Source organism: Roseibium sp. (assembly GCF_965216085.1).
Taxonomy (GTDB): Bacteria; Pseudomonadota; Alphaproteobacteria; order Rhizobiales; family Stappiaceae; genus Roseibium.
Genome location: NZ_OZ244138.1, coordinates 5,409,617 through 5,423,365 on the forward strand (window position 1 = coordinate 5,409,617; position 13,749 = coordinate 5,423,365).

General features: G+C 55.9%; 12 protein-coding genes. 4 read left to right on the forward strand and 8 right to left on the reverse strand.

From position 1 onward, the window contains the following. The 7 genes from ACOOFE_RS25310 to gcvA all read right to left on the reverse strand — a co-directional run bounded on the left by ACOOFE_RS25310 (position 1) and on the right by gcvA (position 7,378). Complete coding sequence (locus ACOOFE_RS25310) at positions 1 to 1,233, reverse strand: acyl-CoA dehydrogenase family protein (RefSeq protein ID WP_420412590.1); 1,233 nt, start codon at positions 1,231 to 1,233, stop codon at positions 1 to 3. Between the two features lie 10 nt (positions 1,234 to 1,243). Beyond that, positions 1,244 to 2,230 carry an NAD(P)H-dependent flavin oxidoreductase gene (locus tag ACOOFE_RS25315; RefSeq protein ID WP_420412591.1) on the reverse strand — a complete coding sequence of 329 codons (987 nt, stop codon included), beginning with the start codon at positions 2,228 to 2,230 and terminating at the stop codon, positions 1,244 to 1,246. 35 nt (positions 2,231 to 2,265) lie between these two features. Then, the gene (locus ACOOFE_RS25320) at positions 2,266 to 2,754 is read right to left on the reverse strand and encodes a MaoC family dehydratase (protein WP_420412592.1); all 489 of its coding nucleotides are present in this window, start codon (positions 2,752 to 2,754) and stop codon (positions 2,266 to 2,268) included. Next, on the reverse strand, positions 2,751 to 3,572 hold the full coding sequence (locus tag ACOOFE_RS25325) for an SDR family NAD(P)-dependent oxidoreductase (RefSeq protein WP_420412593.1): 822 nt from the start codon (positions 3,570 to 3,572) through the stop codon (positions 2,751 to 2,753). The genes ACOOFE_RS25320 and ACOOFE_RS25325 overlap by 4 nt, the downstream gene beginning before the upstream one ends. Beyond that, a complete protein-coding gene (locus tag ACOOFE_RS25330; protein WP_420412594.1) occupies positions 3,569 to 5,191 on the reverse strand; it encodes a long-chain fatty acid--CoA ligase in 1,623 nt (540 codons plus the stop codon). Before ACOOFE_RS25330 ends, ACOOFE_RS25325 begins: the two co-directional genes overlap by 4 nt. Before the next feature lie 329 nt (positions 5,192 to 5,520). Beyond that, on the reverse strand, positions 5,521 to 6,429 hold the full coding sequence (gene yegS / locus ACOOFE_RS25335) for a lipid kinase YegS (RefSeq protein WP_420412595.1): 909 nt from the start codon (positions 6,427 to 6,429) through the stop codon (positions 5,521 to 5,523). Between the two features lie 25 nt (positions 6,430 to 6,454). Next, positions 6,455 to 7,378 (reverse strand): transcriptional regulator GcvA, encoded by a 924-nt coding sequence (gene gcvA, locus ACOOFE_RS25340; protein ID WP_420412596.1) that lies wholly within the window; start codon positions 7,376 to 7,378, stop codon positions 6,455 to 6,457. A 165-nt stretch (positions 7,379 to 7,543) separates the two neighbouring features. Here gcvA and ACOOFE_RS25345 point away from each other — a divergent pair, with 165 nt between their 5' ends. The 3 genes from ACOOFE_RS25345 to ACOOFE_RS25355 all read left to right on the forward strand — a co-directional run bounded on the left by ACOOFE_RS25345 (position 7,544) and on the right by ACOOFE_RS25355 (position 11,183). Next, the gene (locus ACOOFE_RS25345) at positions 7,544 to 8,761 is read left to right on the forward strand and encodes an acyl-CoA dehydrogenase (RefSeq protein WP_141183990.1); all 1,218 of its coding nucleotides are present in this window, start codon (positions 7,544 to 7,546) and stop codon (positions 8,759 to 8,761) included. 58 nt (positions 8,762 to 8,819) lie between these two features. Next, the gene (locus ACOOFE_RS25350) at positions 8,820 to 10,001 is read left to right on the forward strand and encodes an NAD(P)/FAD-dependent oxidoreductase (RefSeq protein ID WP_420412597.1); all 1,182 of its coding nucleotides are present in this window, start codon (positions 8,820 to 8,822) and stop codon (positions 9,999 to 10,001) included. Positions 10,002 to 10,337: 336 nt separating this feature from the next. After that, the gene (locus ACOOFE_RS25355) at positions 10,338 to 11,183 is read left to right on the forward strand and encodes a hypothetical protein (protein ID WP_420412598.1); all 846 of its coding nucleotides are present in this window, start codon (positions 10,338 to 10,340) and stop codon (positions 11,181 to 11,183) included. A 30-nt stretch (positions 11,184 to 11,213) separates the two neighbouring features. On the opposite strand, the gene ACOOFE_RS25360 is transcribed toward ACOOFE_RS25355, so the two are convergent. Further along, on the reverse strand, positions 11,214 to 12,194 hold the full coding sequence (locus ACOOFE_RS25360; RefSeq protein WP_420412599.1) for an N-formylglutamate amidohydrolase: 981 nt from the start codon (positions 12,192 to 12,194) through the stop codon (positions 11,214 to 11,216). Between the two features lie 370 nt (positions 12,195 to 12,564). On the opposite strand from ACOOFE_RS25360, the gene ACOOFE_RS25365 reads away from it, so the two are divergent. After that, positions 12,565 to 13,743 carry a pyridoxal-phosphate-dependent aminotransferase family protein gene (locus tag ACOOFE_RS25365; protein WP_420412600.1) on the forward strand — a complete coding sequence of 393 codons (1,179 nt, stop codon included), beginning with the start codon at positions 12,565 to 12,567 and terminating at the stop codon, positions 13,741 to 13,743. Positions 13,744 to 13,749: the final 6 nt, after the last annotated feature.

Genomic DNA, 13,749 nt, shown 5'->3' on the forward strand with positions numbered 1-13,749 from the left:
TCACCCGGCGTTGGAGTATTTGCGCAGTTCGACACGGGCAACCTGCCGGCGGTGCACCGCATCCGGGCCATCGGCAAACCGCAGGGTCCTCAGGTTCGTCCACATGGAAGCCAGCGGGAAGTCCTGGCTGATTCCGGCAGCGCCATGCACCTGCATCGCTTCATCGACAACCTTGAGCGCCATCAGAGGCGCTACAACCTTGATCTTGCTGATCCAGGGCTGTGCTGCCCGAGTACCTTGGGTGTCCATCATCCAGGCGGCTTTCAGACAGAGCAGCCGGGCCATTTCGATTTCCATACGCGCATTGGCGATGATGTCGTGGTTGGCTCCAAGATCTGCCAGTTTCTTGCCAAAGGCTTCGCGACTGAGCGCCCGTTTGCACAAAAGCTCCAACGCCCGTTCCGCCTGGCCGATGGCGCGCATGCAGTGATGAATGCGGCCCGGACCAAGGCGCCCCTGCGCCACCTCAAAGCCGCGTCCCCTGCCCAGCACCAGATCAGCCTCCGGCACACGGACGTTGGTGAAGCGGATGTGCATATGACCGTGTGGGGCATCATCGGTGTTGAAGACATGCATCGGCCGCAGGACTTCCAGCCCCTCCGTTTCCGCTGACAGCAGGAACATGGAGTGGCGGCTGTGCTTGTGCGCGTCTGGATCTGTGCAGGCCATGACGATATAGAGCTGGCAGCGGCTGTCGCCGGCGCCACTCGCCCACCATTTGTCGCCATTCAGAATCCAATTATCACCATCTTTGACTGCCGAAAGCGCGATGTTGGTGGCGTCGGAAGACGCTTCATCCGGCTCTGTCATCAGGTAGGCCGAGCGGATGTCACCGTTCAAGAGCGGTTTCAGCCAACGCTCCTTGTGGGCCTCGGTGCCGTACCGCTCCAGCACCTCCATGTTGCCGGTGTCCGGTGCGTTGCAGTTAAAGACCTCTGCCGCAATCCCGACTTTACCCATCTCCTCGGCGAGATAGGCGTATTCCACAGTTGTTAAGCCATAGCCGCGCTCGCTGTCGGTCAGCCAGAAATTCCAAAGCCCGCGTTCCTTGGCCTTGGCTTTCAAGCTTTCTAGGATTTCGATCTGCCGGTCTGTGTGCAAGAATCGGTCCCCAGAGGGATGACGGCCGATTTCTTCATGATATTCGGTATCGAGTGGGGCAATTTCGGTTTCCACCATCCGGCGGACTTGCTCAATCAGCGGACGCACCCGGTCCGTTACTCCAAGATCCATGTTCTTTCCCTCAACAGATTTCGGCGCGCATCCGGGCGATGGCGGCCTCGTATTCTTGTTCCAACCGGTCGACCAGTTTTCCGGCTGGTTCCACAGCCTTGATGGCAGCGATGCCCTGACCTGAACCCCAAATGTCCCGCCAGGCTTTGGGTTGGCTCCCCCCGTCCGGCATCACAGACGGCTGCCACTCGGCTGGTAGGTTGTTTGGGTCCAGGCCGTGCTGACTGATGGACGCTTTCAGATAGCTCGCAGGGTGGCCGGTAAAGAGCGAAGTAAGGAAAACATCTTCCGACGTCCCCTCCACCATCATCTGCTTGTAATTATCGCTGGCATCGGCTTCTTCCGTAGCCACAAATGGCGATCCGATATAGCCGAGGTCCGCCCCGAGAACCCGAGCTGCCAACAAGGCTTCGCCCGTTGAAATCGACCCCGCAAGCAACAACGGTCCGTCAAACCATTCCCGAATTTCCCGAACGAAAGCAAAGGGTGACAGAGGTCCGGCATGCCCGCCAGCTCCCGAACAGACGGCAATCAGACCGTCCGCCCCTTTGTCGATGGCCTTTCGGGCATAGGTGTTGTTGACCACATCGTGCAGAGCGATGCCGCCGCAGGAATGGGCCGCCTCATTGACGTCGACACGAGCCCCCATGGAAGTGATCCAGATCGGCACTTTCCAGCGCGCACAGATCTCAACATCACGTTCCAGCCGCTCATTGGATCGATGTACAATCTGGTTCACTGCAAAAGGTGCGGCCGGCTTGTCTGGATTGGCCTGATTGTAGCGGTCCAACTCCTCGGTGATTTCCTTCAACCACGCCTCGAGTACCACGGGCCCGCCTGGTTCGTCCCGTGCATTTAGCGCAGGAAAACTACCGATCACACCAGCCTTGCACTGAGCAATCACCAGCTTGGGGCAGGAGACGATGAAGAGCGGCGCAGCGACGGCCGGCAGCCTCAAGTTTTGCAGAGCTTTGGGCAGCTCCCGTTTTTGCAGCATTGGTCCTCCCACCAACGAAATCCGTTTTCTTGGCCTTAAGTCGAGCCGTCTTTCAGATAAAAGCGGTTGAGCCAGTCCGCGGACAGGGCCGGCCGGTTTTCGCCTTCAATCTCAACAGTCACAGCCCAGGTAAGATCGAGTTCCCCCGGCTTCAGAGATTTGAGGTTTTGCAAGATGAAGCGGCCGCGGATGCGCACGCCCGCCTTGACCGGACTTAAGAACCGCACACGGTCAAAACCGTAGTTGATGCCCATGACAGCACCGGCAATCTTTGGCTGTGCTTCCAGCCCCATTGCAGACAACAGCGAAAGCGTTAAAAACCCATGCGCGATTGTGCCGCCAAACGATGTTTTGGCGGCTGCATCAGGATCGACATGAATAAACTGATGATCCTTCGTCACATCTGCAAATCCATCGATCATAGGCTGATCAATAAGATGCCAGGACGAGACGCCCACTTCCTGGCCGACGAGGCTCTCGAGAGCCTCAACCGGCAAGGCGTTTTCTTGCACGTCCGGGATCACCCATAGGCCTCCTGGAAGAGATCGGGGCCGGTCTCGACATTGATACCGCCGCTGACCGGGATGATCGCGCCTGTGACATAGCCGCCGCCAGCCCCGCACAGGTACTGCAGTGCGGCCGCAATATCTTCCGGGCAGCCGACACGGCCGAGTGGAACCTGGGCACCAACTTTGCCACGGACATTTTCATCCGCAGTCGCAAAGGCAGTCATCTTGCTGACGAAAGGTCCGGGAGCCAGGGCATTGACCGTAACCCGCCGCCCGGCAAGCTCCTTTGCCAGAATTTTCGTGAGGTGATGGACCGCCGCTTTGGAGGCTGCATAGCTGTAGGCCCGGTCACCATGGGGTGTTTCGCCCATCACAGAGCCGACATTGACCACCCGCGCTGGATTGTCATCTGACGCGGCTGCATCGAGCATCGGCAGAAGACTTTGGGTCAGATGGAAAAGCCCGGTGACATTGAGACGCATCACCCGGTCCCAAGCTTCATAGGGGAATTGGCCAAGCGGCATGCCCCAGCTGGTGCCGGCGTTGTTCATCAAGATGTCCAACCGATCAGCGCGCTTGCCAATTTCTGCAGTGAGTGCAGCTATCCCTTCTTCGGTTGCCACATCGCCACTGAATCCTTCCGCCTTGCCCGAATAGCCGAGCGCGTTCAGGTCCTCTGCCGCCCGCAAACAGGCCTCTACTTTGCGGCTGGCGATGAAGACCCGGGCACCAGCGGCAACCAGACCTTCGGCCGCCATACGGCCAATACCGGTTGCTCCGCCGGTGACCAGGGCAGTCTTGCCGGCAAGGCCAAACAGTTTTTCAGGTGTCATGCAGTCCCCTCAGCGAATTCTTTGCGAAGGGTCAGTTTCGACACCTTGCCGGTTGCGGTCAGTGGCAAGGCATCGACGTAAACAACGTTATCGGGCAGCTGCCATTTGGCAAAATGTTCTGCCAGCATATCGATGAGCTCGTCCTTATTGGGTTGTGCCCCATCCCGGCCTTGCACAATGAGAAGCGGGCGCTCGTCCCATTTTGGATGCGGAACCGCAATTACTGCGCAACTCGCCACTTCCGGATGGGACATGACGATGTTTTCCAAATCCAGCGAACTGATCCATTCACCACCCGACTTGATCAGATCTTTCGAGCGGTCAGTGATCACCAAAAAGCCGTCATCGGTGATGGCAGCGATGTCGCCGGTGCAGAACCAGCCCTCAGCATCAAACACCTGCTCAGAAGCTTCTGCGTTCTCAAAATAACCGGAGGTGATCGTGTTGCCGCGCACATAAAGATGACCCGGCGTCTTGCCGTCATGCGGCAAGCGGTTGCCGGCATCATCAACAATCTTCAAGTCCACACCGAAGACCCGCCGGCCCTGGGACTGTTTGCGGTCAATACGGTCGCTCAAGCTCCAGTCATCCATGCTCGGCGGTAGGTTGCCCTGAGTTCCCAACGGGCTCATCTCCGTCATGCCCCAAGCATGGCAGACATTCACATCTCGGCTTTCAAAACCTTCGATCAGCGAGCGTGGTGCGGCGGATCCGCCAACGACAATGTCTCCCAGACCTTCCGGCAAGCGGCCCCGCTGATTGATCTCATTCATGAGCCCCAACCAAACTGTCGGTACACCCCAAGCTGAGAAAACTTTTTCGCGGTCCAAAAGATCAAACAAGCTCTTACCGTCCAGTGCACCACCCGGGAAAATCATGCTGGCACCAGACAAAGGTGCGGAATAGGGCAAGCCCCAGGCATTCACATGGAAGAGCGGCACGACCGGCAGTATTTTGCTGCCTTCTTGAAGCACTTTTGGAAGGGTTACACAAAGACTGTAAGCATGCAGAACTGTGGAGCGGTGCGTATAGAGCGTGCCCTTGGGGTTTCCGGTGGTGCCGGAGGTGTAACACAGGCCCGCCGCCGTATCTTCAGGGAAGTCCGGCCAGTCCATCGATTGGGGCTGGCCATCCAGGATTTCCTCATAACAAAGAACACCATCCAGAGAGGTCTCCGGCATATGTGCCCGGTCTGTCATAATGACGACCCTGAGGTCCGCTGGCAGATGCTCACGCAGCTTTTCGATGATCGGCACAAACGTCAGATCGGTGAACAGCAGCCGGTCCTTTGCATGATTGATGATGTAAATAATCTGCTCGGCCGACAGACGCGGGTTGATCGTGTGGCAGACGCCACCGATCCCGGAGATGCCATAATAGAGTTCAAAATGCCGGTAGCCGTTCCAGGCCAGGGTTGCGACCCGGTCGCCAAGCCCGATCCCCAAGCCCTGAAGCCCATGCGCCAGTTGCGCGATCCGTCCGGCCGTTTCCTTGTAGGTTGTCCGGTGGATGTCGCCTTCGGTCCGGACAGAAACAATTTCGCTGTCTGGAAACGTGTCGGCTGCAAATGTGATGAGGTCCGCAATCTTCAGCGGACGATGCATCATCTGTCCCTTCATGTGTTTCCTCCCAAAAACACCAAAGTAATTATCACGCGATCATAGGCAGGTTTTTCAAGGTGAGACAAACGTCTCCTTGAGAAAAATGCCCTTCCGCAACTGCACCTTGCTCCCTGCCCCAACGTCGGCCTGACTTGCCGGGCCATCGCTGGGCACACATTCTAAGGTTACGAACCCGTTCGCAAGCGAATCAATCGCTGAGTTGGCCACACTTGGAAAGGTGAGGTGCCACCAGCAGACACATTACGGCCAATCTCAAGTGCCTGATAATTCTACTAAGGATCGAGTTGAAATGCAGTTCAACTGCACTAGCGGCGGTTGAAGCCGGCTTAGCGAATGAGATTGATGCGGGCCGGATGAGTTTCGATTGCAAGACGGGTTTCATGGAACGGCTCACCGTCAAGGTTCATCTGGATCTCGTCGCGCGTTTCAATCGTCACCGACCGCACCCGGCGCATGATCGCGATGTCTTGAAGGCGTGCTGGATCGCCCTCGAACAAGACCGCCAGCAATTCCGAGACTTTTCCCCGGTCGGGCATCGGCAAGATGGTCAGGTCCAGCAACCCATCGTCCAATTTGGCTTTGGGGCACAAGCGGATCGCGCCTCCCGCGCGGCGGCCATTGCCGATCGCAAGCGCCAGAAACGCGCCTTCCCATTGAAACCCTTCGGCTTCAATGCGCCCAGCGGAGGCGGCGAGCTCAGAAAACCGGTGCAGCCCTGTGAAGAGATAAGCTGCTCCGCCGAACATTTTTTTTAGTTTGGGATCGGTTTGTGAGGTCACCTTAGTGCCAAAGCCGCCGGTTGCCATATTTACAAACACCCGGCCATTCACAGTGCCGATATCGGTCGGCTTTGGCGTCGCCCGGGCGGCGAACCGCAAACACGATATGATGTCGGCCGGGTCTAACCGGATGTGGCGGGCAAAGTCGTTGGCCGTTCCGAGCGGCAAAACTGCAAAAGCAAAAGGTGGAACCTCATTGCCAGGCAGCTTCCCAAGAACGCCATCGACCACTTCATGGATCGTGCCGTCTCCGCCCGCGCTCACCAGGACATCGATTTTTGCCTCTTGATGCTCCCGCAATGCCTCTGCTGCAAACCTTTCTGTGTCTCCGGCCTCATACGTCACCCTGACAGACACTTCATGGCCCATGGCCCGAACCGCTTGGACCGCAGAGCGGACATCAACCCGGCCTGCGGATTTGCCGTTGAGGATGAGGCGCAGGTGACGTTTGTTCAAACTGATCTCCTAAGGTTCAAGGATGTTATCCGGGCAACATGGATTCGCGGTCCGTTCGGGCCGATCTCGCCTCTTCCGCCAGCCATTTGCGGAAGGCGGCCACAACCGGTCGCATGGTCCGGCCTTCCGGATAGACAAAGAAATAGGCTGTCTCATGGCCGGGTGCGATATCGAACAGGCGCACCAATCGGCCGGACGCCATCTCCTGTTCAATGAAAAACCGCGGGATCAGGGCAGCACCGGCATGGTGGATCGCCGCTTCCGTGATCATGACGAATTGTTCGAACCGGGCACCTTGAAAGGCTGTGTCCGTTTCCACGCCAGCGCTGTCGAACCATTGCCGCCAGGCCAAAGGCCGGGTTGCCAGCTGCAGGCGCGGCACACGCGTTAAGTCTTTTGGTGTACGGATATTGTGCCGGTCTCGGAACGCCCGGGAAGCCACAGGAATGACTTCCTCATCAAACAGCTTTTCTGCGATTGCGCCGGCCCAGACCGGATCACCATGGTGAATAGCCCCATCGAAGGGTTCTTCGTCAAAATCAAATGGCTGCAAGCGCACACTGAGATTTAATCCAGCATCCGGATATCGCCGGGCAAAATCCGCAATCCTTGGCGCCAGCCAACGCGTACCGAAGGTCGGCAAAACCGCAAGATTGAGCACATCTGCGCTGCCGGCATAAGACATGACTTGGCGCGTCGCCGCGGTCATTTGCTCCAAAGCACCCCGAATATCATGAAGATAAAGACGTCCCGCATCGGTCAAGACAATGCGCTGACGCACCCTGCGAAACAACTCGACCCCAAGACGGTCTTCCAGATGGCGCACCTGTTTTGAGACTGCGCCTTGCGTCAGATGCAGTTCTTCTGCCGCACGGGTAAAACTCAAGTGCCTGGCCGCACATTCAAATGCGATCAGCGTATCGGCCGGCGGCACAAAAGCCCGCTTCATCTCTCTTTCCTTCACTTCATTCCATTTCGTCATGAATGATGGAGAAGGTTTCGCTTTTCTGCAAATGAATTTTGGGTATTTTTGCCGGAAATAGAATGACCTGCCCAACTAAGGGTGCCCTTCGAACGATAGCGGCCGGTATATTCGCGGCCCGGGAGATCCATTATGAATGCACCGGCAAATGTAAAATCGTCCCCCGCTGGCGGCGGCACCTTCAATTGGCAGGACCCGTTCCGCCTGCGCGATCAGCTGAAGGAAGACGAGCAGCTGATCATGGACACTGCGCACGCCTATGCGCAGGACAAGCTTCTGCCACGTGTCATTGAAGCTTACCGCGAAGAAAAGACCGACCGGGAAATCTTCAACGAAATGGGCGAACTGGGCTTGCTCGGCGTTACCCTTCCCGAAGAATACGGCGGTGCAGGCGCGTCCTATGTTGCCTATGGCCTGGTGGCACGCGAGGTCGAGCGTGTCGACAGCGGCTACCGCTCCATGATGAGTGTCCAGTCCTCGCTGGTTATGTATCCCATCTATGCCTATGGCTCAGAAGAACAGCGCAAAAAGTACCTGCCAAAATTGGCCAGCGGCGAATTTGTCGGCTGCTTCGGCCTGACCGAACCGGACGCAGGATCTGACCCGGCTGGCATGCGGACTCGCGCAGAAAAAATCGACGGCGGCTACAAGCTGACCGGCTCGAAAATGTGGATCTCCAATTCCCCGATTGCAGATGTCTTTGTGGTCTGGGCGAAATCCGAAGCCCATGATGGCGCCATCCGCGGTTTTGTCCTTGAAAAAGGCATGAAGGGCCTCAGCGCACCAAAGGTTGGCGGCAAACTATCTTTGCGTGCCTCGATCACCGGCGAAATCGTCATGGACAACGTCGAAGTCGGCGAGGATGCTCTGCTGCCAAATGTCTCCGGCCTGAAAGGTCCATTCGGCTGCCTCAACCGCGCCCGCTACGGCATCGCCTGGGGCTCCATGGGCGCTGCAGAAGACTGCTGGACCCGGGCCCGCCAATACGGCCTCGACCGCGAGCAGTTCGGCCGCCCGCTGGCACAGACCCAGCTGTTCCAGAAAAAACTCGCCGACATGCAGACCGAAATTTCCCTTGGCCTTCAAGCAGCGCTGCGAGTTGGTCAGCTGTTCGACGCCGGCCAGATGGCCCCGGAAATGATCTCCATCATCAAACGCAACAACTGCGGCAAGGCCCTGGACATTGCCCGTCAGGCCCGAGACATGCACGGCGGCAACGGAATTTCCGAGGAATACCACGTCATGCGCCATGCTCAGAACCTGGAAACGGTCAACACATATGAGGGCACGCATGATGTTCATGCCCTGATCCTCGGTCGTGCTCAGACCGGCTTGCAGGCATTTTTCTAAGAGTTTTCTTCCTTGAGAAGCAGGTCATTTGGCCCGCTTCCACTTTCTCGGGGGCCAAATGGCAAACCAAACTGCGGATGCCGTGATTGTTGGCGGAGCCGTAATGGGTTCGTCTGTGGCGTGCCATCTCGCTCAGCGCGATGATTATTCCAGACGGATTGTCGTCGTCGAAGCTGACCCAACCTACGAGATCTGTGCTTCCGCCCGGTCTGCGGCCTCCATCCGCCAGCAGTTTTCCAGCGCGATCAACATCGAGATTTCGCTCTATGGTATCCGATTTCTGCGCGAGATCGGCGCTGCCCTGGCCGTTGATGGCGATCAGCCTGCCATCGATCTTCATGAAGGCGGTTATCTGTTTCTGGCAACACCGGACAAACTGTCTATCCTTGAGGAAAATCATAAGCTTCAGCAGGAGCTTGGCGCGGATATCGGATTTTTTGATGCGGCCGGACTATCTGAGAAATTCCCCTGGCTAAACACAAACGATCTGGCCGCCGGCTGCCACGGGATCACGGGCGAGGGCTGGTTCGATGGCTATGGCCTGATGCAGGCCTTCCGCAAAAAAGCCCGTTCTCTTGGTGTTGACTATGCGTCAGGAAAGGCAAGGGTCGAACGCGAAGTGAACGGCGGTTGGACGGTTCATTTGCCCGATGGGTCCGCCATCAGCACTCCTGTTGTGGTCAATTGTGCGGGTGCGTCTGGGGGCGCAGAAATTTGCCGTCAGGCTGGGATCGACGTGCCCATCGTGGCCAAAAAACGCTGTGTCTTCACCTTCGAATGCCGCGACCAGCTTGAGCGGGTCCCGCTCTTGATCGACCCGACTGGCACCTACGTGCGTCCCGAAGGCACGGGCTACATTTGCGGATCGGCACCACCGGAAGATCAGGATCCGGACTGTACCGACTTTGATGTCGACTACGGCCTGTTCGAAGAACACATCTGGCCGGTGCTTGCCAACAGGGTCCCGGCCTTCGAGGCGATCAAGCCCGGTGCGGCCTGGGCCGGCACCTATGACATGAACCTTTTCGACCACAACGCCTTCCTGGGTGCTGTTCCAGGTGTTGACGGGTTTTATCTGGCACTCGGATTTTCAGGGCACGGATTACAACAATCGCCCGCCGTCGGCCGCGGCCTTGCCGAACTGATCGCAACCGGCAGCTATCAGACCCTTGATCTGACGCCGTTGTCTATCGAGCGATTGGCCGCTGACCAGCCGATCATCGAGAAGAACGTGGTCTAGGCACAATTTACAATAAGGTCATTTTTGCTTCGCGCAATAGCGAAATAGATCGGCAACTGAAATCCAGGATTGTTTTGGTCTTTTTTGAAGCCAGGCTGGCCTTAAAGGTCTATTCAGATGGACGATGCTTAGCTGCTCCAGCCATATTCGCACTCTAGCCCGGTGCAGAAGGCAGAAGTAGATCTGGCGAGAGTCTTGCTCAGCGGATTTTGGGCAGCAAGCCAGTTTCCGTGATAGTATTCAGTTGAAACTGTCTCGACAGACTGGTTATCGAACCGAAATCACCTAAGAGTATTTTTGTGTTCATTGAGATTTCTCGCAATGAGGAGAGCTTGGGTGTCTTTTTGGCTAAGTACTAATTCAACATTGCGATCGCACTATTTGACTGACGCAATTTTGGGCGTCGTTGTGTTTGGAATCGCGACATCTGTACTTTTACCATCAAATGCATATTCCCAAGAAAAGAGTAAATTCACAATTGTTTATGCTGCCGATTGGCCACCCATATCATACGGAATTGGCGGAGCGGTCGATGGGATTCTGCCACGGTTAATGGGCAAAATATTTACCGGAAACAATGTCGTTGAAGTTGTTCACCATGGACTTCCGTGGGAACGGGCGCAGCATTTGTTTCACCAGGGGAAAGTCGACGGGATGGTGGCCACTCCCACCACAAAGCGTTTGTCACATTCTGCGCGAAGCGACGAAATTGCGATCCAAATTCCTTTTCAGCCAATTGTTCGTCAGGACAGCGAACTGGCAGACGTAAGCCTATTTGATGAGAATCTGAGCGCCCTGAAACACTACCGCTTTTGCGATGTCCTCGGAAATGGATGGGCCAAAGAGTTTTACGGGAAACGAGATATCGAGTATTCAGTCGCACCAACAATAGACCATTGCATTCAACAACTTAACTTGAATCGTGTCGACATTGTAATTCATGCACTTCCAGTACTAGAAGTCATCAGGGCTAAACTTGACTTGGAGATAGAATTGGAGATTCTTGATCTAATAGTAGATGGTGGCCATAGGTTTCCATTGATGGTTTCGAATAAGTTCGAAGATCAAAAACGTGTCCTAGACAGTTTTGACACCAAGGTCACAGATTGGCGGCGGACAAACCGGCTAAATGAAATTATGGAAGAATTGGTGAATATGGAGAAGCAAAAAGTAGGATCGTGAATATTCTTACTTATCTGTTTGAAATCGAATTCATTCCGCTACTTGCAGAGTCGACTTCGAGCCTTGTCCATCATCACTCTCCGCCTCTTCAGAAGCACCATCTGATACTTCATCAAAACCGTCACTTTCCGGCTCGGCGACAGTCATTTCATCGGCTGGGGACGTTTCCGTTTCTAAATCCTCACCTACCGGCGACCCATCAGCCGATCGAAGAGCCTCACCTTTCATCTCTGCCCAGTCGACAGCCCTGGAAAAACAGTCCTCAAGAAATGTGCTCAGCCGCTGGATGCGGGTTTTGTCCGGTTCAAACGGCGGAGATTCGTGCCGCAGATAGGCCCGCTGGGCAAACAGCAATGTCATTGCATGAAGACCAAGGTCCGGTCGCCCAAAGGACTGTGTCAGAAAACCGCCCTTCACCATCTCGTCGACGCCAACCGTATAGCCTTTTTGGCTTTTGAAGGAGCCGACCAGCAAATTGCGCAGGTCCGGATCGCACGAGGCACCGTCCATGCTGCCAACGCTGATCACCGGCAAACCTTTGTCAGTCACCCCTTTGATCGTTGAGCGCATCGACTGACAATCCAGCACAATGACCTTGTTGTGACGTTTGAGAAGCCTGTCGACCTGTTGGCGCAAGGCCGTCAGGTAGGGTGTTGAAAACAGCAACACACGTTGTTCGACTTCTGTTTCTCCCGGCTCCTCACCCTCTAGATAGAGCCGCTTACCGTCCAGCGTCGTGACAGGACATAATGCGGAGGCCGGATCTTCAGATACACTCAGTGGTGTTTCCGGATCGCGATCGAGATCGATGACATACCGGGACACGGTTGATCTGACGACGGTTGCATCAAGGTCCGCACTGAAACGCATCACATCTTCAAGGCGCCAGGAGACGTCCGTCTGCAGCCGCCCGGTCGCGTTTAACCGGCGTCCAACAACAGCAGGAATCTCCGTCCCGCTGTGTGGCAGGCATAAAATAAGTGGGCTCTGCCCCTTATCTACCAAAATCATGCTGCACCGCCCAATTGACGATCCCGACGTGTCATCACCTTGGATAATTTCCTTAGCGGAAACAAGACAATTTCTACTCGCTGCGCCCTTGAGACTTTCTCATGAGAAGCGTCATCGGGGATCTTCTATTAAATACAACAAATTATTCATTATCGACAAAATACGCACATATCGTCGCAACTGACAATCAGGCCAATCGATCACAAAGGCGGCAATTCTCGACGATCGGGGCAAACATCCATCGGCCTGACAAAGTTTCCTTGACCGGTGCCGATCTGCGCGCAATGTTGCACGAAACCCACCCGGCCCGTGTGGCCGCATTACTTTCAGCTTCGCAAGGGCTCGGCCCTAATCACATGAGGACACCGCCATGCCGCTTCGTTATGGCAAGGAATTTTTGATGATTCCGGGACCTACCAATGTTCCGGACGAAGTTTTGCGGGCCATGCACCGGCCAGCAATCGATATCTATGAAGGCCCCTTGCTGGAGACGACGGACTATTGTTTGTCTGGCCTCAAGAAGCTGTTTCGCACAGACGGCAAGACTTACATTTATGCAGCAAACGGCCACGGTGCCTGGGATGCGGCACTGACCAACACACTAAACAGGGGTGACAAGATCCTTGTTCTCCACTCTGGTCTGTTTGCTGCAGGGTGGGGCGAAGCATCCAAACTGTTAAATCTGAATGTCGAAGTGATGCCGGGAAGCTGGCAGGCCGCGGTCGATCCGGTAAAACTGGAAGAGCGTCTTCGGCAGGACGCCGCCCACGAAATCAAAGCTGTTCTGGTGGTCCAGGTGGACACGGCCTCCGGCGTTTGGAATGACATCGCCGCATTGCGCAAGGCGATCGACGCTGCCGGTCACCCCGCCCTTTTCATGGTCGACACCATCGCGTCTCTGGGCTGTATGCCTTTTGAGATGGATGAATGGGGCGTTGATGTCGCCCTGACAGGGTCGCAGAAGGGATTAATGTCCCCGCCAGGGCTCTCTTTTGTCGCCGCTGGCCCGAAAGCCGACAAAGCCCATGAAACGGCCGATCTTCGCACAAATTATTTCGACTGGACTTTCCGCCAAGGACCCGTGCACTACCAGAAATATTGCGGCACACCTCCAGAACATATGCTTTTTGCATTCCGGAAGGCATTGGAGATCGTATTCGAAGAAGGGCTCGAACAGGTTTGGCAGCGCCATGCTCTGCTGGCAGATGCGACCAGAGCTGCAGTCACCGAGTGGGCTAAAGGCGGAGGCCTGGAGTTCAACATCGAAGATCCACGCAACCGGTCGAACAGCGTGACCGTGGTCCGATTAACAGATAGCAAGCCGGAGCCGCTCAGAACCTTCACGCAAGAGGTTTGCGGCGTCACCATTGGTGGCACGATTGGCGAACTGGAAGATCAAGGCATCCGCATCGCCCATATGGGGCATGTCAACGCGGTGATGCTACTAGGCACACTGTCTGCCATCGAACTAGGGATGGCAAAGCTTGGCATTGCGCATGGCAAAGGCGGCGTTCAAGCCGCAATCGACTATCTCGGCGGCGCGTTGTAAAGCGTC